This window comes from Streptomyces sp. NPDC026659 (assembly GCF_040638245.1).
Lineage (GTDB): Bacteria > Actinomycetota > Actinomycetes > Streptomycetales > Streptomycetaceae > Streptomyces.
Map to the genome: position 1 here is coordinate 666,032 of NZ_JBEZXY010000003.1, position 21,528 is coordinate 687,559.

20 protein-coding genes are annotated in these 21,528 nt (G+C 72.2%); 10 read left to right on the plus strand and 10 right to left on the minus strand.

What is annotated here, in order from left to right; genetic code table 11:
• Positions 1 to 93: 93 nt before the first annotated feature.
• Entirely contained in the window at positions 94 to 717 is a 624-nt protein-coding gene (locus tag AB0E91_RS11980; RefSeq protein WP_361778948.1) for an HAD family acid phosphatase, read from the minus strand.
• Between the two features lie 478 nt (positions 718 to 1,195).
• On the opposite strand from AB0E91_RS11980, the gene AB0E91_RS11985 reads away from it, so the two are divergent.
• A complete protein-coding gene (locus tag AB0E91_RS11985; RefSeq protein WP_361778951.1) occupies positions 1,196 to 1,744 on the plus strand; it encodes a M23 family metallopeptidase in 549 nt (182 codons plus the stop codon).
• Between the two features lie 64 nt (positions 1,745 to 1,808).
• On the opposite strand, the gene AB0E91_RS11990 is transcribed toward AB0E91_RS11985, so the two are convergent.
• Complete coding sequence (locus tag AB0E91_RS11990; protein ID WP_361778954.1) at positions 1,809 to 2,408, minus strand: TetR/AcrR family transcriptional regulator; 600 nt, start codon at positions 2,406 to 2,408, stop codon at positions 1,809 to 1,811.
• A 120-nt stretch (positions 2,409 to 2,528) separates the two neighbouring features.
• Between AB0E91_RS11990 and AB0E91_RS11995 the strand changes: the two genes are divergently transcribed.
• The 3 genes from AB0E91_RS11995 to AB0E91_RS12005 all read left to right on the plus strand — a co-directional run bounded on the left by AB0E91_RS11995 (position 2,529) and on the right by AB0E91_RS12005 (position 5,167).
• Complete coding sequence (locus AB0E91_RS11995) at positions 2,529 to 4,121, plus strand: MDR family MFS transporter (RefSeq protein WP_361778957.1); 1,593 nt, start codon at positions 2,529 to 2,531, stop codon at positions 4,119 to 4,121.
• Between the two features lie 98 nt (positions 4,122 to 4,219).
• Positions 4,220 to 4,684 (plus strand): helix-turn-helix transcriptional regulator, encoded by a 465-nt coding sequence (locus tag AB0E91_RS12000; RefSeq protein WP_361778960.1) that lies wholly within the window; start codon positions 4,220 to 4,222, stop codon positions 4,682 to 4,684.
• A gap of 36 nt (positions 4,685 to 4,720) precedes the next feature.
• Positions 4,721 to 5,167, plus strand: a complete 447-nt coding sequence (locus AB0E91_RS12005; RefSeq protein ID WP_361778963.1) for a VOC family protein — start codon at positions 4,721 to 4,723, stop codon at positions 5,165 to 5,167.
• A gap of 74 nt (positions 5,168 to 5,241) precedes the next feature.
• Here the strand turns inward: AB0E91_RS12005 and cseC are convergent, their stop codons facing one another.
• From cseC to AB0E91_RS12030, 5 genes are all read right to left on the minus strand, one after another.
• Entirely contained in the window at positions 5,242 to 6,600 is a 1,359-nt protein-coding gene (gene cseC, locus AB0E91_RS12010; RefSeq protein ID WP_361778966.1) for a two-component system sensor histidine kinase CseC, read from the minus strand.
• 11 nt (positions 6,601 to 6,611) lie between these two features.
• Positions 6,612 to 7,310, minus strand: coding sequence for a two-component system response regulator CseB (cseB, locus tag AB0E91_RS12015; RefSeq protein WP_361778969.1), 699 nt, complete (start codon positions 7,308 to 7,310; stop codon positions 6,612 to 6,614).
• A 40-nt stretch (positions 7,311 to 7,350) separates the two neighbouring features.
• On the minus strand, positions 7,351 to 8,001 hold the full coding sequence (locus AB0E91_RS12020) for a hypothetical protein (RefSeq protein ID WP_361778972.1): 651 nt from the start codon (positions 7,999 to 8,001) through the stop codon (positions 7,351 to 7,353).
• Positions 7,989 to 8,528 (minus strand): SigE family RNA polymerase sigma factor, encoded by a 540-nt coding sequence (locus AB0E91_RS12025; RefSeq protein WP_361778975.1) that lies wholly within the window; start codon positions 8,526 to 8,528, stop codon positions 7,989 to 7,991. Before AB0E91_RS12025 ends, AB0E91_RS12020 begins: the two co-directional genes overlap by 13 nt.
• A 267-nt stretch (positions 8,529 to 8,795) precedes the next feature.
• Positions 8,796 to 9,671, minus strand: a complete 876-nt coding sequence (locus tag AB0E91_RS12030) for an A/G-specific adenine glycosylase (RefSeq protein WP_361778978.1) — start codon at positions 9,669 to 9,671, stop codon at positions 8,796 to 8,798.
• Between the two features lie 181 nt (positions 9,672 to 9,852).
• Between AB0E91_RS12030 and AB0E91_RS12035 the strand changes: the two genes are divergently transcribed.
• Complete coding sequence (locus AB0E91_RS12035) at positions 9,853 to 10,689, plus strand: hypothetical protein (protein WP_361778981.1); 837 nt, start codon at positions 9,853 to 9,855, stop codon at positions 10,687 to 10,689.
• A gap of 179 nt (positions 10,690 to 10,868) precedes the next feature.
• On the opposite strand, the gene disA is transcribed toward AB0E91_RS12035, so the two are convergent.
• Positions 10,869 to 11,993: a DNA integrity scanning diadenylate cyclase DisA gene (disA, locus tag AB0E91_RS12040; RefSeq protein WP_361778984.1), complete on the minus strand. Its 1,125-nt coding sequence runs from the start codon at positions 11,991 to 11,993 to the stop codon at positions 10,869 to 10,871.
• Positions 11,994 to 12,072: 79 nt separating this feature from the next.
• Complete coding sequence (gene radA, locus AB0E91_RS12045) at positions 12,073 to 13,482, minus strand: DNA repair protein RadA (RefSeq protein WP_361778987.1); 1,410 nt, start codon at positions 13,480 to 13,482, stop codon at positions 12,073 to 12,075.
• A gap of 242 nt (positions 13,483 to 13,724) precedes the next feature.
• Between radA and AB0E91_RS12050 the strand changes: the two genes are divergently transcribed.
• The gene (locus AB0E91_RS12050) at positions 13,725 to 15,419 is read left to right on the plus strand and encodes a hypothetical protein (protein WP_361778990.1); all 1,695 of its coding nucleotides are present in this window, start codon (positions 13,725 to 13,727) and stop codon (positions 15,417 to 15,419) included.
• 57 nt (positions 15,420 to 15,476) lie between these two features.
• On the opposite strand, the gene AB0E91_RS12055 is transcribed toward AB0E91_RS12050, so the two are convergent.
• Positions 15,477 to 16,334, minus strand: coding sequence for a hypothetical protein (locus AB0E91_RS12055; protein ID WP_361778992.1), 858 nt, complete (start codon positions 16,332 to 16,334; stop codon positions 15,477 to 15,479).
• Positions 16,335 to 16,405: 71 nt separating this feature from the next.
• On the opposite strand from AB0E91_RS12055, the gene AB0E91_RS12060 reads away from it, so the two are divergent.
• From AB0E91_RS12060 to ilvD, 4 genes are all read left to right on the plus strand, one after another.
• Entirely contained in the window at positions 16,406 to 17,338 is a 933-nt protein-coding gene (locus AB0E91_RS12060) for a Ppx/GppA phosphatase family protein (protein ID WP_361778995.1), read from the plus strand.
• 833 nt (positions 17,339 to 18,171) lie between these two features.
• Positions 18,172 to 18,906, plus strand: a complete 735-nt coding sequence (locus AB0E91_RS12065; protein WP_361779086.1) for a sugar phosphate isomerase/epimerase — start codon at positions 18,172 to 18,174, stop codon at positions 18,904 to 18,906.
• The gene (locus tag AB0E91_RS12070) at positions 18,903 to 19,508 is read left to right on the plus strand and encodes a TetR family transcriptional regulator (RefSeq protein ID WP_361778998.1); all 606 of its coding nucleotides are present in this window, start codon (positions 18,903 to 18,905) and stop codon (positions 19,506 to 19,508) included. Before AB0E91_RS12065 ends, AB0E91_RS12070 begins: the two co-directional genes overlap by 4 nt.
• 144 nt (positions 19,509 to 19,652) lie before the next feature.
• Complete coding sequence (gene ilvD / locus AB0E91_RS12075) at positions 19,653 to 21,506, plus strand: dihydroxy-acid dehydratase (RefSeq protein WP_361779001.1); 1,854 nt, start codon at positions 19,653 to 19,655, stop codon at positions 21,504 to 21,506.
• Positions 21,507 to 21,528 lie beyond the last annotated feature (22 nt).

The window sequence follows — 21,528 nt, forward strand, 5'->3', positions numbered from 1 at the left end:
CCGGGGAATCGTCTGAGCAACCCCGAAAGGGCCGGTGCTTCCGAGCACCGGCCCTTTCGCGTGCGCGGGGCCGTGCCCGGCCCCCGAGCGGTCCTACGACAGCTGCCCGTCGTAGTCCGGCAGCTTGAAGGTCTTCTCGGCGTGGCCGCCCGTGAGGTCGGAGGCGCTGTTGCCGATGTTGGCGATGATCGTGTAGCCGTCGGACTCGATGTCGGCGCGCTGGGCGGTCTTGTAGGTGGCGACGTCCTTGAAGAGGTCGGTGAGGCCGCGTACGCGCAGGCCGGTCACGTCGTAGCCGTCGTGTTCGAGGTTGTACTGGGTGGGCAGGTAGAGCAGACCCGGGCGGGCGGTGACGAAGAAGAGGGCGACGTCGTGCTCCTGGGCGTAGCGGGCGACGTTCAGGACGGGCCTGTTGGCGGGCTGCGGGTAGCTGAAGCCGAAGTCGGTCTCCAGGGTGGTGTTGTCGATGTCGAAGACGATCGCCTGCCGTTCGCCGGGCGCGGCGGTGGCGACGCGGCCCTGGACGTAGGGCAGCGCCTGGTCCATGACGGTCGCGCAGTCGCGCTGCCAGGTGGCGTAGTCGACGGCAGCGGCGGCGGCCGTGGGCGCGCCCGCGGGGGCGGCCTCGGCAGCCTGGGCGGGGGCGGCCAGGGCGGTGAGCGCGGCCAGGCAGACGGCGGCGGTGGCGGTCCGGCGGGCTAAGGGGCGGCTGGTCATCGGTGGGGGGTTTCCTCTCGCGTCCGTACGGGGCAGGGCAGGGCGGGTCCCGGAGACTGGAAGTGTCAGGGACATGCTCTGCGAAGTGGGTGGCGCGAGGGGAACCGTAGGGTTACCGGGGGGTAGGTGGCCAGAGGTGCGGGTCACATTTACGGGGTCTTCGAATAGCCCCGCCGGTGACATGCCGCACAGGCGAAATGTCCGTTACTACACCGGATAGTGGGAAAGTTAATCCCGTCAAAATAGGACATTCGTCCCGGAACTCTGGGTGATACCGCGATGTAGGCGTGGCCGGTGTCCGGGGTGGGTGTTCTGTCAAGAGTTGGGTGTTTTGGCTGGTTCTACTATGCCCCGCCGTAGTGAGGGGGGTTTGAGTGCGAATGGAATGCCGGGTTACCAATGTGAGGTCCCGCCCGGCGAAACGGTGAAACATCCGTGTGCCGGGTGGCTCTCTGTCCCCCGAGTTCACGAGGTATAGATGTTCACGCGTTCCACGTCTCGTTCCGCCCGTACGTCCCTCCGCAACCGTGTGGCCGTCATGGCCGCCGGGGTCGGCGCCGCGGCCGTGCTGGGTGGCGGGGTCGCGAGCGCCGCGACCGCCCCCGCGACCTCCTGGGTCGACCCGGTGCAGCACTACAAGCTCTCGGCCGGGTTCGCCCAGGCCGGCAGCCACTGGGCCCACAAGCACAGCGGTCAGGACTTCGCGGTGCCCACCGGCACCAACGTCCTCGCGGCGCACGGCGGCACCGTCGTCAAGGCCGGCCCGAACGGCGCCGGTGACGGCCCCGCCTACGGCAACGCCATCGTCATCAAGCACGGCAACGGCCTGTACTCGCAGTACGCCCACCTGTCCCGCGTCGACGTGCGCGTCGGCCAGGTCGTCAAGACCGGTCAGCACATAGCCCTCTCGGGCAGCACCGGCAACTCCACCGGCCCGCACCTGCACTTCGAGATCCGCACGACGCCGAACTACGGCTCCGCCGTCAACCCGGTCGTCTTCCTGCGCGCTCACGGCGTCCACGTCTGAGCCACCACCCGCGTCCCGGACCGGGACGTGCCGGTGACGGCGCCCTGACATCAGGGCGCCGGTTTCACTTCCCGTCGCGGGTGCTCTCGTGCGCCTGCGTCACCATGTCGATGGCGACCTCGAGAACGGCCTGGCGCTTCTTCTCGGTGTCGCCCTCCAGGTCCTGCATCACGAACATCCCCGCGTGCAGCGTGAACAGTGCGCTGATGCAGCGGACCTGGTCGGTGAGCTGGGCCTCGGGGTCGATGATGATGTCCCTGAGGCCGCGCATCCGGTCCTTGAAGGTCTCGCCGATGCGCAGCTCCCGTACCGTCGCCTGGTTCTCCTGCATGAACCGGAAGAGCGGCTCCGCTCCGGCCAGCGCCGCGCTGTAGCGCCGGACGATCTCCTGCTTGGTCTCCAGGGTGTGCGGCTGCCCCTGTCCCCACTCGATCAGGTCCTCGATCGGCTGCGTCAGATCCCGGAAGAGGCTGACGATGATCTCTTCCTTGGTCTTGAAGTGGTAGTACAGGGCCGCCTTGGTCACGTCGAGGCGCTCCGCGATCTCGCGCAGAGACGTCTTCTCGTAGCCCTGCTCCGCGAAGAGCTCGAGCGCCACGTCCTGGATGCGCTGGCGGGTGTTGCCGCGGCGCTGCTGCTTGGTGCCGTCCATCGTGCCACCCATCCTCGTACTCCTCGCGCTTCCGGGAAACTTACTTGACGCCCGGCTAGTAAACTGGCTACCTTTCAGTGTAGTGAACTAGCCGGGCGGCAAGTAAGTACCTGTCGCAAGGGAGTGGGAGAGATGGCGGACACACAGACGGTCCCCGCGGACCAGGGGAAACCCGCGGAACCCGAGAAGCAGCCGAAGAGCGTACGCGTCGTTCTGATGGCGCTCATGATCGCGATGATGCTCGCGATGCTGGACAACATGATCGTGGGCACCGCGATGCCGACCATCGTCGGCGACCTCGGCGGCCTGGAGCACCTGTCCTGGGTGGTCACCGGCTACACGCTCGCGACCGCGGCCTCCACCCCCGTCTGGGGCAAGGTCGGCGACATGTTCGGGCGCAAGGGCGCCTTCCTCACCTCGATCGTGATCTTCCTGATCGGTTCGGCGCTGAGCGGCATGGCCCAGGACATGGGCCAGCTCATCGGATTCCGTGCCATCCAGGGTCTCGGCGCCGGTGGCCTCATGGTCGGCGTCATGGCGATCATCGGCGACCTGATTCCGCCGCGTGAGCGCGGCAAGTACCAGGGCATGATGGCCGGTGTCATGGCGCTCGCCATGATCGGCGGCCCGCTGGTCGGCGGCACCATCACCGACAACTGGGGATGGCGCTGGACCTTCTACATCAACCTGCCGCTCGGCGCCGTCGCGCTCGCGCTGGTCACCGCCGTGCTGCACCTGCCGAAGAAGCGGGCCAAGGCCGGCATCGACTACCTCGGCGTCGTGCTGCTGACCGTCGGCATCACCTCCATCGTGCTCGTCACCACCTGGGGCGGCACGCAGTACGCGTGGACCTCCGCGCGCATCATGGAGCTGATCGCGCTCGGCGTGGCCTCGCTGGTCGGGTTCGTGTTCTGGCAGACCAGGGCCGCCGAGCCGGTGCTGCCGCTGCACATCTTCAGGAGCCGCAACTTCACGCTGATGGCCGTGATCGGCTTCATCACCGGTTTCGTGATGTTCGGCGCCACGCTCTTCCTGCCGCTGTACCAGCAGTCCGTGCAGGGCGCGTCCGCGACCAACTCCGGTCTGCTGCTCCTGCCGATGCTGGGCGCGATGCTCGTGACCTCCATGGTCGCGGGCCGGGTCACCACCAACAGCGGCCGCTACAAGGCGTTCCCGATCGTGGGCGGCGTGCTGATGATCGTCGGCCTCTATCTGATGTCGACCATGGGCGTCGACACGACCCGGGTGACCTCCGGCATCTACATGGCCGTGGTCGGCGCTGGCATGGGCTGCCTGATGCAGATCACCATGCTGGTCGCGCAGAACAGCGTGGAGATGAAGGACATGGGCGTCGCCTCGTCCTCCGCCACCCTGTTCCGTACCCTCGGTTCCTCGTTCGGCGTGGCGATCATGGGCGCGCTGTTCAACAACCGGGTGAACGAGACCATGGCCGAGCGCGGCGGCGCGATGGCCCGGAAGATCACCGAGAAGTCCCCGCAGCTGGACGCGGCGCACCTGCGTCTGCTGCCGGAGATCGTGCAGGACGCGTACAAGCACGCGGTCTCCGCCGGTATCCACTCCGCCTTCCTGCTCGGTGCGGTGGTCGCGGTCGTGGTCCTGATCGCGTCCCTGTTCGTCAAGGAGGTCCCGCTGCGCGGCGGCCCCCAGAAGCCCGAGGCGGACGGCGCCGACGCCGCCCCGCTCCCGGTCGTAGAAGCGGTCTGACCCACCGCACCACTGACCGAAGGCCCCCGGCGCGTGTCCGCCCCGGGGGCCTTCGCCGTACCCGGGCACTGTCAGTGCCCCGTGCCACCATCGGCCCCATGGACAAAGTGCGCCGTATGCGCCTGGCCAAGGACGCCATGGACCGGGGCTGGGCCGACCCCGGCCTCGACCTGAGCGCGGTCGCGGCACACGCCGGGTACTCGCGGTTCCACTTCCTGCGCGCCTTCAAGGACGTCTACGGCGAGACACCCGGGCAGTACCTGACCCACCGGCGGATCGAGCGGGCGCAGGACCTGCTGCGCACCGCAGGCGTCTCGGTGACCGAGATCTGCCATCTGGTCGGCTTCAGCAGCCTGGGCACCTTCTCCACCCGGTTCAAGGCGCGGACCGGGCTGACCCCCAGCGAGTACCGCGCCCGGCACGTGGGAAGCGGGGCCGCCCTCATACCCGGGTGCTACGCCATGCTCTGGGCGGGCGGGTTCGGAACCGGCACCGGAGCGGACCGGGCGGACAGCGCAATTCCGGAGAAGCGTGGCGAGGACCCCACTGCTTACGGTGACTGAGCAGGAGCCGATCACCGCGAACAGCAGGAGCACGTCATGATCAAGGGACTCAGGATCGCGACCGTCTGGGTACTCGACCAGGACCGGGCGAAGGAGTTCTACACCGAGAAGCTCGGCCTGGAGGTCCGTACGGACCTGACGATGGGCGAGGGCGGCATGCGCTGGCTCACCGTCGGCTCTCCCGCGCAGCCCGACGTCGAACTGACGCTGATGGTGCCCCAGTCGCCGGCGATGGACCCCGAGTCCGCCGAGATGGTGAAGAAGCTCGTGGCCAAGGGGGTGCTCGGCGCCGGTGTGCTGACCACCGACGACATCCACGGCGACTACAAGAAGCTCAAGGACCGCGGCGTGGAGTTCCTGCAAGAGCCGCAGGAGCGCCCGTACGGCACGGAGGCGCTGCTGCGCGACGACTCCGGGAACTGGTTCTCGTTCACGCAGCCCCGCGCGGACGGACTGGACCTGGACAAGGACTGGGCCTGCTGACCGGCCACCGGAGCGGCTGAGCGCGCACCCACCGGCGCGCACCCACCGGCGCACGGCCTTTCGTGCGCCGGGACTCAGCCGACGCCCCCGGACGGCGGCAGCACCGGATAGCTCCCCGTGTTCGTCGGCGCGTGCTCGGGCAGCCACAGCACCGCGACCGCGCCCTCGGAGGGGACGCCCGGCGGCGCGCCCGGGGGACGTACGTTGCGGAAGGTGAGCCGGGCGCCCAGCACCCGCGCCTGGCCCGCCGCGATGGTCAGACCCAGCCCGTGGCCCTGCCCGGAGCGGTCCTCGCTGCCGGTGCGGAAGCGGAGCGGGCCCTCGGCGAGCAGCTCCTCCGGGAAACCGGGGCCGTGGTCGCGGATGCGGATCACCCGGCCCTCGACGGTCACCTCGATGGGCGGCCTGCCGTGCCGGGCGGCGTTCGCGAGCAGGTTGAACAGCACCCGCTCAAGGCGTCGGGGGTCCGTGGTGACCTCCGACTCGTGCACCACCCGTACGACGACGTCCGGGTCCTTGGCGGTCACCCGCCGGGCGACGAACTCGCCCAGCATGAGGTCCTGCAGCTCGGCCCGCTCGGAGGCGCCGTCGAGGCGGGCCACCTCCAGCACGTCCTCCACGAGGGTGCGCATGGCCTTGGCGCGGTCCAGGACCAGCTCCGTGGGCCGCCCGGGCGGCAGCAGCTCGGCGGCCGTCAGCAGACCCGTCACGGGCGTGCGCAGCTCGTGCGCGATGTCGGCGGTGACCCGCCGCTCGGCCTCCAGCCGCTGCTTGAGGGCGTCCGCCATGGCGTCGACCGCGCGCGCGAGGTCGTCGGTCTCGTCCCGTACGACTCCGCCGATGGCCTCCCGGACGCGTACGTCCGTCTCGCCCTTGGCGACCTGGTTCGCGGCGGCCGCCGCCTTGCGCAGCCGCCGGGAGAGCTGGCCGCCGATCAGCACGCCGAGCGCGCTGCCGCCGAGCACCACCGCGATGGAGCCGATGACCAGCGCCTGGTCGAGGTCGGTCAGGACGTCGGTCGAGCGGTCCGGGAAGGAGCTGTGCAGGGACAGCACATGCCCGCCCTTGACCGGCACCGCCGCCCAGATGTCCGGCTCGCCGCTGCCCTGGTCGCTGACGTAGCTGGCCCGGCGCCCCTCCTCGACCTTCTCCCGCAGCGGGCCCGGCAGCCGGGGGTCGTCGATCCTGATGTTGGGGAAGTTGGGCCGCCCGGACAGCTCGTAGTTGCGCTGGGCGATCTGCACCCGCTGGTTGGCGAGGTCACGGGCGTTGTCCAGCATGGAGACCCGGGCCGCGTTGTGCACGACCAGGCTCAGCCCGATCGCCACCAGGCCCGCGACCAGCGCGATCGCCGCGCTCAGCTTCCACCGCAGCCCCGTTCTGAGGCCCACTCCCGCCACGCGCCGCACCGGGCGCCGGATGAATCCCGGCATGTCGGCTCCGCTCAGGCCCGCAGCTTGTAGCCGAAGCCGCGGACCGTCTCGATCCGGTCCTGGCCGATCTTCTGCCGCAGCCGCTGCACATGCACGTCCACGACCCGGGTGTCCCCGCCCCAGCCGTACTCCCACACCCGCTCCAGCAGCTTGTCGCGGGAGAGCACGGTGCCCGGCGCGCCGGAGAACTCAAGGAGCAGCCGCATCTCGGTCGGGGTGAGCGCCACCGGCTGCCCGGCCCGGCGCACCTCCATGCCCTCGGTGTCGATCTCCAGCTCCCCGAAGGCCAGTATTCCGTCGGAATGAGCCTCGGTCCCCGGACCGTCCGCGTGCCCGGCGTGCCCGAAGCGGCGCAGCACCGCCCGGATGCGGGCCACCAGCACCGCCCCGTCGAACGGCTTGGTCACATAGTCGTCGGCGCCCGCCTCCAGGCCGAGGACCACGTCGATGGAGTCGGCCCGCGCCGAGAGCATGATCACCGGCACCGTCGACTCGTCCCGGATACGGCGGCACAGGCTCACCCCGTCCAGGCCCGGCACCATCACGTCCAGGAGCGCGATGTCCGGCCGGTCGGACCGGAACGCCTCCAGACCGGACAGCCCGTCCGGCATGGCGGTCACCGCGAAGCCGTCCCGCTCCAGGGCGAGCTGGGTGGCCTCACGGATGACGTCGTCGTCCTCGACGAACAGGACGTGGGTCTGCTCTGGCATCCGGGGTGCTCTCCGTCTCGTGGGGGCTCGGTGGGGGGCGTCAGTTGTCCGGGACGGGGCTGGGCTGCCCGCCGACGGCACCGCTGTAGTCGGTGTGGACCGGCTTGCCCTGCACGAACCGGCCGGTCTTCCACCGGTACGGGATCACGTCCTCGCCGGACGGGCTGGAGATGGGGTCTCCCTTCCGGTACACCTGCTTGGTCACGCTCAGCACACCCTGGTCGATCTCCGCGTAGACCGGCGACTCCTCGGTCCGGAAGACGTTCTTGTACGAGCCGCCCGTCTCCCGGTACACGTATGACCCGATCCCGACCGCGTCCGTGCAGGTCAGCACGTTGATCACGACGTCGTACCGGGTCCCGCCGGTCAGATCCCCGTAGGAGACGTCCACCGGGTAGTCGTCCCCGGCGCACGGCTTCAGTTCCTTCTTCACCGCCGCCGAGACCCCCGGGTCGGCCTTCAGCAGCCGCACCGCGTCCACCCGCTTGTACGTACCGGCCGGACTCGGCGACGGGGAGGCCGCCCCGGCCACCGCCGAGGCGTGTGCCGGGCCCTCGTCCCGCGCGCCGGTGCCCCCGGTGCCGCACGCGGCGGCGAAAAGGGCGACGGCGGTGAGCGCGGCCGCAGCCGTGATCACCGCCCGTGAACTCCGCCGGGCCGCACCGGCCCCGCCGCCGCTCAGGCCGCGCAACGCTCCCGCTCCTCACGCTCCAGCGCGCGTGCGTCCAGATCGCGGGCCTCCAGCTCCTCGCGGAGCCGGGCGAGCGCCCGGTGCAGCGTGCTCTTGACCGTGCCCGTCGACATGCCGAGGGCCGCGGCCGTCTCCTCCGTGGACATCTGCTCCCAGTGTCGCAGCACCACGACACTGCGCTGCTTGGGCGCCAGCACCTTCATGATGTCCATCAGCAGCGAGCGGTCGGCGTACTGATCGGTGGCGTCGTCCACGCTCGCGTCGGGGAGCTGCTCGGTGGGGATCTCCTCCAGCTTGCGCGCCCGCCACCACTCGGTCCGGGTGTTGATCATGACCCGGCGCAGATAGGCGTCCGCGAGCCGCTTGTCCGCGATGCCCTCCCAGCGGCCGTACGTCCGCACCAGCGCCGTCTGGAGCAGGTCCTGGGCATCCACGGGGTCCGGAACCAGCCGGCGCGCGCTGCGCAGCAGCGCGTCCTGCCGGGTGCGGACGTACTCCTCGAACTCGAGCACCTCGCCCTGCGCCATGATCGACCGCCTCCGTATCCCCGTTGTCCCGCCCAGGCTCATGCCTGCCGTGTGCGGCCCGGTGGTCCGCCGGGCACGGGAGAAAACTACGGATCTGTTGTCACGGGGCTGTGCGGAGCAGCCTGCGGTCGGCGCTCGGCTGTACGTCGGTTGTGTAACGGAAGCAGGCCCGGGACACGGAGGGCGGCCGACTCATCTGCATTTGCGACGATTTGCCGGTCCGCCGGTTCCGTCATGCGGACCCGAAACCTGTGACGTACCGGTGCGTCAGCTCAGCGGCAGCCGGTAGAGCCCGCCCGCGAGCGGCTCCACGAGACCGTCCGTCACGAGCCCGTCCAGCGCCCGGGCCCGCTGCACCGGCTCGTGCCACACCCGGTCGAGGGCCGCCTGCGGCACCGGCACATGTGCCTCCCGCAGCACCGCGAGCAGCTTCCCGCGCACCTGCCGGTCCGTACCGGCGTACGTCTGCCCGCGCCGCGGCGGCCCGTCGTGCTCCGGCTTGCCCGCGAGCCGCCAGGCGCACTGCGCCGAGATCGGGCAGCTTCCGCAGCCCTCGTTCTTCGCCGTGCACACCAGCGCGCCCAGCTCCATGGAGGCGGCGGCCCAGCGCGCGGCCGTCCTCTCGTCCTCGGGCAGCAGCTCGCGCGCCAGGCGCCGCTCGGCGGCCGTGGTCGCGTTCGGCGGGTACTGGACGCCCGTCACCGCGCGCGCGAAGACCCGGCGCACATTGGTGTCGAGGACCGCGTGCCGCTGGCCGTAGGCGAAGGAGGCCACGGCGGCGGCCGTGTACTCGCCGATGCCGGGCAGCGCGAGGAGCTGGGCGTGGTCGGTGGGTACGTCACCGCCGTGCCGCTCCGTTATGGCCACGGCCGCGCCGTGCAGCCGGAGCGCGCGGCGGGGATAGCCGAGCCGCCCCCAGGCGCGCACGGCCTCGCCGGGCGCCTCCTTGGCGAGGTCGGCCGGGCGCGGCCAGCGGGCCAGCCACTGCTCGTAGACGGGCAGCACCCGGTTCACCGGGGTCTGCTGGAGCATGAACTCGCTGACCATCACGCCCCACGGCCCCGCCTCCGGGCGGCGCCAGGGGAGGTCGCGGGCGTGGACGTCGAACCAGGCGATCACGGGGGTGTGCAGCTTCTCAGTCATGACCCTTCGATCCTGCCACGGCTCGCGCGGTCATCATCGGTGACCGTCCGCGCACGGAGCGTCGGTTCGCCCGCAAGAGGCCGATCCCTGACGGCAGTTGCCGGGATGATGATCCGGAAAAGTTGGCATCGGGGCGGCGGGGGACGCCGCCCGGCGGGGTGATCTCTCGTAGAGTTCGCTCGTGGGATCTCTGCGCAATCCGATCGGGCCGCTTCCCTCGTCCATCTACTGGCGACGGAGGGTCGTACTGGTGTCCGTGGTCGCCGTGTTGGCGCTCCTGGTCACCTGGATCGTCACGTCCGGCGGCGGTGGCGGCAAGAAGAACGCCGACGGCTCCAACGGCAAGAATCCCGCGTCCACCATCACCCCCGGACCCTCCTCCTCCGGCCCCGCGATCAGCCAACACCCCGGCGGGCGCGACGAGTCGAGCGGCGGCGACGGTTCCGGCGGCTCCGACTCCGGCTCGAGTTCCGGAGGCTCCGGCTCGGACGGCGGCGACGGTTCCGGTTCCGGCGACGGCTCGGACACCGGGGGCTCGGGTTCCGGCTCGGGCGGTACGGGCTCCTCCGGCGGCGGTGTCGGTACGTCCGACACGATCCCCGCCTCCTCCTCGCTGCCCGACTGCGCCCCCGGCGCGGTCACCCTGAGCCTGCGCAGCGTCCACAACTCCTACTCGCCCGACCAGACCCCGACCTTCGAACTGGTCGTCAAGAACACCGGCTCCGCCGCCTGCAAGACCGACCTCGGCCCCAAGAGCGCGGTCCTGACGATCACCCCGGCCGACGGCGACGACCCCTTCTGGTCCTCCGACGACTGCCCCAAGGGCGCGACGAGCCTCGTCTTCAAGGTCCCGGCCGGCCAGAGCATCACCTACACGGTGAAGTGGGACCGAGCCCAGACCACCCCGAAGTGCGAAACCCCCCAGCCGAACAAGGCGAAGCCGGGCACGTACTTGCTGGAGGCGAAGGCGTCAGGCTTCACGAAGACGCAGACGTCGTTCGTACTGTCGGCGGACTAGGGGTTCTTGCAGGCAAGGGGCGGGGCAACTGGCGTTTTCAGCTGGGGCAACTGGCGTTTTTAAGCGGCGCGGGCAACTGGTTGTTTTTAGGGGCGCGGGGCTGTGTCGATATGCGGCTACCGCCGCGTGCGCGCGACCAGCCACAACGGACCCGCACCCGAAAACGAACCGCAAAAAACCTAGACGTACCGCTCAAGAATCGAAGACTCGGCCAGCCGCGAGAGCCCCTCCCGCACACTACGAGCCCGAGCCTCCCCCACCCCGTCCACAGCCTGAAGATCATCCACGCTGGCGGCGAGCAGCTTCTGCAAGCCGCCGAAGTGCTCCACCAGCCGATCGATGATCGCACCGGGCAGCCGAGGGACCTTCGCCAGCAGCCGGAATCCCCGGGGCGACACGGACGAGTCCAGCGACTCGGGAGACGCGGTGTACCCCAACCCCCGCGCCACGGTTCCCAGTTCAAGCAACTCCGCATGGGTCAGCGCGTTGAGCTCGGACAGCGCCTCCTCCACCGTCCGCGACCGCTTGGCCGTCGGCTCGGGCACGTAGTCCCGTACGACCAGCTCGCGATCCGGCTCGACCCCCGCGATCAACTCCTCCAGCTGGAGCGCGAGAAGACGCCCGTCCGTGCCCAACTCGACCACGTACTCGGCGATTTCGGTGGCGATCCGCCGGACCATCTCAAGGCGCTGCGCGACCGCGGACACGTCCCGGACGGTGACCAGGTCCTCGATCTCCAGGGCGGACAGCGTGCCCGCGACCTCGTCCAGGCGGAGCTTGTACCGCTCCAGGGTGGCCAGCGCCTGGTTCGCGCGGGAGAGGATCGCGGCCGAGTCCTCCAGGACCCGGCGCTGACCGTCGACGTAGAGCGCGATCAGACGCATCGACTGGGAGACGGAGACGACCGGGAAGCCGACCTGCTTGGAGACGCGGTCGGCGGTGCGGTGCCGGGTGCCCGTCTCCTCGGTGGGGATGGTGTGGTCCGGGACCAGCTGCACCCCGGCGCGCAGGATCTTGGAGAGGTCCGAGGAGAGCACGATGCCGCCGTCGAGCTTGCACAGCTCGCGCAGCCGGGTCGCGGTGAACTCCACGTCAAGGACGAAGCCGCCGGTGCACATCGCCTCGACCGTCTTGTCCCAGCCGAGCAGGATCAGGCCGCCGGTGTTGCCGCGCAGGACCCGTTCCAGACCGTCGCGCAGGGCCGTACCAGGAGCCACGGCGCTCAGCGAGGCGCGCATCAGGCCATCGGGACCGGCACTCCCACCGGACTTTCCGGGAGCTGCTGCCCGGTCGTTGGCTGCCACTGCACTCCTCCGGTCGCAGGTTCTGACGCGCTCCCGTCCGACGCGCGTTTCGTACGGACGGGCGAGACCTGCACAAAGTCTACCGGCGCTCCTCCGCCTCCCGAGGGGCCTCCCGGCGACGCGAGCGGGGCAGCACCCGCAGCGCGTCGCCCATGTCCGCCACCTCAAGCACCTTCATCCCGGCCGGTACCTTCCCCGGATCGCCGGGGACCAGCGCGTGTGTGAAGCCCAGCCGGTGCGCCTCCGCGAGCCTGCGCTGGACGCCCGTGACCCGTCTGACCTCACCGGCGAGACCGACCTCGCCGATCGCCACGAGGTTCTTCGGCAACGGGGTGTCACTGGCGGCGGAGGCCAGCGCGAGCGCGATGGCGAGGTCGGCGGCGGGCTCGGAGAGCTTCACCCCGCCCACGGTCGCGGAGTAGATGTCCCGCTTGCCGAGCGCGCTGATCCGGCCGCGCTGTTCGAGCACCGCCAGCATCATCGACACCCGCGAGGTCTCCAGGCCCGAGGTGGTCCGGCGCGGGGAGGGGATCTGCGAGTCCACGGTCAGCGCCTGCACCTCGGCCACCAGCGGGCGGCGGCCCTCCAGGGTCACGGTCAGACACGTGCCCGGCACCGGCTCGGCGCGCCGGGTCAGGAACAGGCCGCTGGGGTCGGCGAGTCCGGTGATGCCCTCGTCGTGCAGCTCGAAGCAGCCGACCTCGTCCGTCGCGCCGTAGCGGTTCTTGACGCCCCGGACCAGACGCAGCCGGGCGTGCCGGTCGCCCTCGAAGTGCAGGACGACGTCCACCAGGTGCTCGAGGAGGCGCGGGCCCGCGATCGCGCCGTCCTTGGTGACATGGCCGACGAGCAGCGTGGACATGCCGCGTTCCTTGGAGGCGCGGATCAGGGCGCCGGCCACCTCGCGGACCTGGGCCATGCCGCCGGGGGCGCCGTCGATCTCCGGGGAGGCGACCGTCTGCACCGAGTCCAGGATCAGCAGCGAGGGCTTCACCGCGTCCAAGTGGCCGAGAACGGCGGCCAGATCGGTCTCGGCGGCGAGATACAGGTGGTCGTCCAGGGCGCCGATGCGGTCCGCGCGCAGCCGGACCTGGCTCGCGGACTCCTCACCGGTGACGTAGAGGGTCTTGTGCTCCTCGCTCGCCGACTTGGCCGCCACGTCGAGCAGCAGGGTCGACTTGCCGACGCCGGGCTCGCCCGCGAGCAGCACGACCGCGCCGGGCACGAGTCCGCCGCCGAGCACGCGGTCCAGCTCGGGCACGCCGGTGGGGCGGGCGGTGGCCTGGCGGCCGTCGACCTGTCCGATGGGCAGCGCGGAGCTGGTGACCCGGCCGGGGGCCGTCGTCCGCACCGCGGGCGTGCCGTACTCCTCGACCGTCCCCCATGCCTGGCACTCGGGGCAGCGGCCGAGCCACTTGGCCGTCTGCCAGCCGCACTCGGTGCAGCGGTAGGACGGACGGTCCTTGGTGGTCTTGGTACGGGCAGCCATGCGCACACCGTAGTCCGCCCCACTGACAACGCCCCCGCGTGCTTCCGCCGGCACCCGTCGCCCGGGGGCGCACACGGGGCGTCCGGGTGCACGCGGGTGGCCCGCGGTCCGTCCCGATGCTCCGGTCGGGAGCCGCCGGGCGGAGCATCCGTGTCCCCTTATGAGGGATCGTTTCACCCGTATGGATTAAAAGTGCTCAAGGTGCAAGAAGGGGCACTCCGCGGGCGCCTACGGTCGCACAGGTGAGGAGCAGCAGTCCGGAGACCACGACCCGCACCACCGGCGCACACCGGGCGCACCGGGAGGCGCGTGACCGAGCCGCCGCGCGCAACGTCGCCCGGCGGCCCTCGGCGTGCCACGAGCCGTATCTGGATGGTCTGTTCACCTACTGCCTCTCGGTCCTCTGCGACCACGACGCGGCCACCGCCGCCCTCGGCGAGGTCCTCGCCCTCGCCGAGCGGCGCGGCCCGCGCGTCCCCCGGACCAGCGCCGACCGCAGGGCCTGGCTGTACGCGCTGGCCCGCTGGGCCTGTCTGCGCGGACTCGCCGAGGCCCGCCGCACCCGGCAGACCACCCACGCGGCGGGCCGCCCGGCCCCCGGCGCCGGACCCGCCGGGCCCGTCGCGCCGCAGCCCGCCCCGGAGGTCCAGGAGCGCCGCCGCCGCGAACTCGCCCTGCTCGCCTGGCCGGAGGCGGCCGGTACGACGCCCGAGCAGCGCGAGGCCCTGGAGCTGGCCGTCCGGCACCGGCTCGCCGCCCCCGAGGTCGCCGCCGTGCTCGGCCTGGAGCCCGCCGCCGCCCGCGACCTGCTCGCCTCCGCCGCCTGCGAGGTCGAGCGCACCCGCGCCGCGCTCGCCGTGGTCGAGACCGGCGGCTGCCCGAGCGTGGCCCATCTGACCGGCGACAGCCGACTGGTCCTCAGTGCGGCCCTGCGCCGCGAGCTGGTCCGGCACGTCGACGACTGCCCGCGCTGCCGCCGTACCGCCGAGCGCGCGGTGCCCGGCCGCTGGCCCGGCGCCACGGTCACCCCCGCCGAACTGCCCGTCCTCCAGGCACCCCGCACCGCCCTGCACGCGGCGCTCGCGGGCCACTCCCGCGCGCGGGGAGCCGCCGTACCGCGCTTCGACCGGCGCGGCTTCCCCATGGACCCCAAGGACCGCGCGGCCCGCCGCGACCGGCTGCGCGCGCGTGCCGTCACCACGACCGTGGTCGCCACCGTGGTCGCCGCGCCGGTCCTCGCCCTGTGGGCCGCCTACCGGAGCGCCCCCGTCGCCGGCGACGGCCGCCCGACCACCGCGCCCGGCGCGAGCGGCCCGGACGCACTCGACGGCGACCGCTCGGGGGCGTACGAGAACGCGGGCAATGCGAGCGTGACACCCGCGCCCCGGCCGAGCGGCCAGGCCGACCCGGACGTCTCCGTCGAGGTGGTCAGTGTCTCCGGCGCGGGCAAGAAGGGCGCCGGGCAGCTCACCGTCGGCGCGGCCACCGAGGGCGACACCACACTGATCACCCTGCGCGCCTCCGGCTCGGGCCCCGTCCGCTGGTCCGCCACCACCCGGCAGCCCTGGCTCTACCTCAGCCGCTCCTCGGGCACCCTCGCCCCCGGCGAGGCGCTCACGGTCCGGGTGTACGTGGACCACCTGCGCGAACCCGCCGGACACTGGCGCGCCCGGGTCGCCGTCGCCCCGGCGGGCGCGGTCGTCACCATCACCGGGTACGGCCGGGCCCGTACGACCCCGCCACCGACCTCGGCCCCGCCCAGCAGCACGCCCCCGGCCTCCCCGACCCCGCCGCCGGCCACGGACCCGCCCACCAGCGAGCCCCCGCCGAGCGAGAGCCCGAGCCCGGAGCCGTCGGACACGGAGACCTCGCCCCCGTCGCCGCCCGAGACCCCGACGCCTCCCGACGAGGCCCCTTCGGTCCCGGAGGCCGACTGAGCGGGGGTCCGCCGGGTGGACGGGGCCCGCTCAGCCGGCCTTGATCAAAAAGTGCCCTCAGTCCGTCTCGCCCGGCCGCGCCGGGTCCGCCGGGTGCGGGGCCACCAGCGGCAGCCGCGAGGCCAGCCGCTGTTCGCACAGCTCGACAAGACGGTCGTAGCCCGCCTTGCCCATCAGCTCGGTCAGCTCGGCCCGGTAGGAGACGTAGACCGGGTCGCCCGCGCCGTGCGCCGAGGTGGCCGACGTGCACCACCAGTGCAGGTCGTGGCCGCCCGGACCCCAGCCGCGGCGGTCGTACTCGCCGATGGACACCTGGAGGACCCGGGTGTCGTCCGGGCGGTCGATCCAGTCGTACGTCCGCCGGATCGGCAGCTGCCAGCACACGTCCGGCTTGGTCTCCAGCGGCTCGCGGCCCTCCTTCAGGGCCAGGATGTGCAGCGAGCAGCCCGCGCCGCCGGAGAAGCCGGGGCGGTTCTGGAAGATGCAGGAGCCCTGGAAGGGGCGGGTCTGCCGGGAGCCCTCGTCGTCCTCGGCGATCCAGCCGCCGCGCTGTCCCTCGTCGTGGTGCTGCCAGATGTCCGGGGTCAGCCGGGCCACGTTCTCCGCGACCCGCTTCTCGTCGTCCTCGTCGGAGAAGTGCGCGCCCAGCGAGCAGCAGCCGTCGGCCGCGCGGCCCGCCTGGATGCCCTGGCAGCCGCTGCCGAAGATGCAGTTCCAGCGTGAGGTCAGCCAGGTCAGGTCGCAGCGGAAGACCTGCTCGTCGTCCGCCGGGTCGGGGAACTCCACCCACGCCCGCGCGAAGTCGAGCCCCTGCTCGTCGTCCACCGGCGCGGCGTCCTTGCGCCTCTTGGACACTTTGTCCGCCTTGTCGTGCTTGGCGGTCTTCTCGTCCTTCGCCTTTTTCGTCTTTGGCACGGGTCCAGGGTAAGTGGACGGAACCCCTGATCGGGGCCGTCGGTGGAGGTATTGGCAGTAGCGTTCCGTACATGAGACTCGGTGTCCTGGACGTGGGTTCGAACACGGTGCATCTGCTGGTGGTGGACGCCCATCCCGGCGCCCGCCCGCTGCCCGCGCATTCGCACAAGGCCGACCTCCGGCTGGCCCAGCTGCTCGACGGGGACGGGGCCATCGGGGCCGAGGGGATCGACCGGCTCGTGGCGGTCGTACGGGAGGCGCTGGAGGCGGCCGAGGACAAGGGCGTGGAGGACCTGCTGCCCTTCGCGACCTCCGCCGTGCGCGACGCCCGCAACGCCGACGACGTGCTCGCCCGGGTCGAGGCCGAGACCGGCGTACGGCTCCAGGTACTCAGCGGGGCCGAGGAGGCGCGGCTCACCTTCCTCGCGGTGCGCCGCTGGTTCGGCTGGTCCGCGGGCAAGCTGCTGGTCCTCGACATCGGCGGCGGCTCCCTGGAGGTCGCCTACGGCCTGGACGAGGAGCCGGACGCGGCCGTCTCCCTGCCGCTCGGCGCGGGCCGCCTCACCGCGGGCTGGCTGCCGGGCGACCCGCCCGACCCGGACTCCGTCCGCGCCCTGCGCCGTCACGTCCGTACGGAGATCGCCCGCACGGTCGGGGAGTTCGTCCGCCACGGCGCCCCCGACCACGTGGTCGCCACCTCCAAGACCTTCAAGCAGCTGGCCCGTCTCGCGGGCGCCGCACGCGACGCCGACGGCCTCTACGTCCAGCGGGAGCTGAAGCGCGAGTCCCTGGAGGCATGGGTGCCGCGCCTGGCCGCCATGTCCGCCGACCAGCGCGCCGAACTCCCCGGCGTCTCCGACTCCCGCTCCGGCCAGCTCCTCGCCGGCGCCCTGGTCGCCGAGGGCGCGATGGACCTCTTCGGCGTGGAGAGCCTGGAGATCTGCCCGTGGGCCCTGCGCGAGGGCGTGATCCTGCGCCGCCTTGACCACATGGGCGTGGGGTGAGGTACGGCTCCGCCGCGCGTGCCGGGTGAGGTTCGGCTGCCGGTGCGGTGGCGGGAGGGTGCGCGTCGGCCGGTGCCTGCCGGGTGAGGCCACGCCGTCGGCCGGCCCCCGCCCGGGTGAGGTCACGCCGTCGTACGGCCCCCGTCGCCGGTGCCGCCCGGCCGCCTTGAGCCTGCGGTGGCGTCCGCTCCGTCTCGGGGCGATCTCGGGGCGTCGGCCCTGTCCGGTGGGCGACCGGCGGCCCCGCGTCGTCGCTCCCACCGCGTCCCGGCTCGGCCGCCGTCGACCGGCTTCCGCCGTCCCACCCGGCGGCACCTGCCGGACCCGTACCGCCGCCGCCCGCCTCACCCCGGCGACCGTGCCCGCCCTCGCTCCGGGCCGCCCGGCGATCCCGTGCCCACGCCCGCTCCGGCCCGGCGGCGCCCGCCGTCAGTGCCCCGGCCCCGGCTCCGGCCGGCCGCTCCAGCCCGACGACCGCGCCTTCCTTCTCCCCGTGGCCGCCCGGCGATCCCGTGCCCACGCCCCCACTCCCACGCCCCGCTCCCGCCTCGGTGGCGCCCGCCGCTCCCGTGCCGCCGTCCAGGCTCCGCCCACCCCGCTTCGGCAGCCGCTCACCATCACCCCGGCCCCTTTCCGGGGCCGCCACCAGTCCCCGTACCTCCGCCCACCCTGCGGCGCCCACCGGTCCCCGTACCTCCGCCCCCGTCCAGGGGACACCCCCGCACCCCCCGTACCCCACCCCGTAAGGTGTCCCCGTGGCTGAACCAAGGGACGTGAAGGTCGCCCTGTCGACGGCCTCCGTCTACCCGGAGTCGACGGCGACGGCCTTCGAGATGGCCGGGCGCCTCGGGTACGACGGTGTCGAGGTGATGGTCTGGACCGATCCCGTCAGCCAGGACATCGAGGCGCTGCGCAGGCTCTCCGACCACCATGGCGTGCCGATCCTCGCCGTGCACGCGCCCTGTCTGCTGATCACCCAGCGGGTCTGGTCCACCGACCCGTGGACCAAGCTGCGCCGCGCGCAGTCGGCCGCCGAGAAGCTGGGTGCCTCCACCGTCGTCGTCCACCCGCCCTTCCGCTGGCAGCGGCAGTACGCCCGCGAGTTCGTCGAGGGCGTCTGGCGCATGGCCGACGAGACGGACGTGCGGTTCGCCGTCGAGAACATGTACCCCTGGCGCTACCGCGACCGCGAGATGCTCGCCTACGCCCCCGAGTGGGACGTCACCAAGGACGACTACCGGCACTTCACGATCGACCTCAGCCACACCGCCACCGCCCGCACCAGCGCGCTCGACATGCTCGACCGCATGGGCGACCGGCTCGGCCACGTCCACCTCGCCGACGGGCGCGGCTCCGCCAAGGACGAGCACCTGGTGCCGGGCCGGGGCAACCAGCCCTGCGCCGAGCTCCTCGACCGGCTGACCCGCACCGGCTTCGACGGCCATGTCGTCCTGGAGGTCAACACCCGCCGCGCGATGTCCAGCGCCGAGCGCGAGGCGGACCTCGCCGAGGCCCTGGACTTCACCCGCCGCCACCTCGCGGCCGACGCCCGGGTGCCCGGTCCGTGAGCGACGGCACCGGGCGCCGCCGGGGACGGCCCCCGCGCACCGAGTCCGGCGACACCCGCGACCGCATCCTCGCCGCGGCCCGCGAGGAGTTCTCCGAGCGCGGCTACGAGAAGACGTCCGTACGCGGCATCGCCAAGGCCGCCGGGGTCGACTCCGCGCTGGTCCACCACTACTTCGGCACCAAGGACCAGATCTTCGAGGCGGCCGTCACGGTCTCCTTCGCGCCCGCCCTCGCCGCCCCGGACGCCATCGCGGAGGGCCCGCTGGACACGGTGGGGGAGCGGTTCACCCGCTTTGTCTTCGGTGTCTGGGAGAACCCCGCGACCCGTGCCCCGCTGCTCGCCATCGTCCGCTCGGCGGTGAACAACGAGGCCGCCGCCGCCGTCTTCCGCCGCCTGGTCGCCGCCCAGCTGCTGCACCGCATCGCGGACCGCCTCGGCGGCCCCGACGCCGAACTGCGCGCCGAACTGGCGGCCGCGCAGCTGGTCGGTACGGCCATGCTCCGGTACGTGATCAAGGTGGAGCCGCTGGCCTCGGCGGACGTGGAGCGGATCGTGGCGCGGCTGGCGCCGGTGGTGCAGGGACATCTCACGGGGGAGTGAGGCCGGGGGCCCGGCGATGGACCCCGCGGCAAGACATCCGTCCCGCATTCCGGACACATCGTCCCGAGAGCTGGATGACGGGCGTACTCTCGGCAGCAGTCAGAAGCCTCTCTGACCCGTCATTCCTTGAAGGAGCGAGCGACGATGCCCGAGCTGAGGTCCCGCACAGTCACCCACGGACGCAACATGGCGGGTGCCCGCGCCCTTATGCGTGCCTCGGGTGTACCCGGTGCGGACATCGGCCGGAAGCCGATCATCGCCGTGGCCAACTCCTTCACCGAGTTCGTCCCCGGCCACACCCACCTCCAGCCGGTCGGCCGGATCGTCAGCGAGGCGATCCGTGAGGCGGGCGGCATCCCGCGCGAGTTCAACACCATCGCCGTCGACGACGGCATCGCCATGGGCCACGGCGGAATGCTCTACTCCCTGCCCTCCCGCGACCTGATCGCGGACTCGGTGGAGTACATGGTCGAGGCCCACTGCGCCGACGCCCTGATCTGCATCTCCAACTGCGACAAGATCACCCCGGGCATGCTGATGGCCGCGCTGCGCCTGAACATCCCGACGGTCTTCGTCTCCGGCGGCCCCATGGAGTCCGGCCGCGCCACCCTGGTCGACGGCACCGTGCGCACCCTGGACCTGGTCGACGCGATCTCCGACGCGGTCAACGACAAGATCTCCGACGAGGACATCCTCCGTATCGAGGAGAACGCCTGCCCGACCTGCGGCAGCTGTTCCGGCATGTTCACCGCCAACTCGATGAACTGCCTGACCGAGGCCATCGGCCTCTCCCTGCCGGGCAACGGCTCGGTCCTCGCCACGCACACGGCCCGCAAGGGCCTGTACGAGGACGCCGCCCGCACGGTCATGGACATCACCCGCCGCTACTACGAGCAGGACGACGAGACGGTCCTGCCCCGCGCGATCGCCTCCTTCCAGGCGTTCGAGAACGCGATGGCGCTGGACATCGCCATGGGCGGCTCGACGAACACGATCCTGCACCTGCTCGCCGCCGCCCAGGAGGCGGGCGTCCCCTTCGGCCTGGAGCAGATCGACGCCGTCTCCCGCCGCGTCCCGTGCCTGGCCAAGGTCGCGCCCAACGTCGCGAAGAACCGCACGTACTACATGGAGGACGTGCACCGCGCGGGCGGCATCCCCGCCCTCCTCGGCGAACTGCACCGCGCCGGACTGCTCAACGAGGACGTGCACGCGGTGCACAGCCCGTCCCTTTCCGACTGGCTCAAGACCTGGGACGTGCGCGGCGGTTCGCCCTCCCCGGAGGCCGTCGAGCTGTGGCACGCGGCGCCCGGCTGCGTCCGCTCCGCCGAGGCCTTCTCCCAGTCCGAGCGCTGGGACTCCCTGGACGACGACGCCGAGGGCGGCTGCATCCGCTCCGCCGAGCACGCCTACTCCAAGGACGGCGGCCTCGCGGTCCTCAGGGGCAACCTCGCCGTCGACGGCTGCGTGGTGAAGACCGCCGGTGTCGACGAGTCGGTGTGGACCTTCGAGGGCCCGGCCGTGGTCTGCGAGTCCCAGGAGGAGGCCGTCCGCCGCATCCTCACCCAGGAGGTCAAGGACGGCGACGTGGTCGTCATCCGCTACGAGGGCCCCAAGGGCGGCCCCGGCATGCAGGAGATGCTCTACCCGACCTCGTACCTCAAGGGCCGCGGCCTCGGCAAAACCTGCGCCCTGATCACCGACGGCCGCTTCTCCGGCGGCACTTCGGGCCTCTCCATCGGCCATGCCTCCCCGGAGGCGGCCTCCGGCGGCACCATCGCCCTGGTCCGCGACGGCGACCGCATCCGCATCGACATCCCGAACCGCGCCATCGAGCTCCTCGTGGACGACGCCGAACTGGCCCGCCGCGACGAGGAGTTGGGTGGTGTCTACGCCCCCGCGAACCGCGACCGCAAGGTCTCCGCCGCCCTGCGCGCCTACGCCGCGATGGCCACCAGCGCCGACCGGGGCGCCGTGCGTGACGTGAGCCTCCTGGGCTGACCCGGTGACAGCGAGGGGGGGC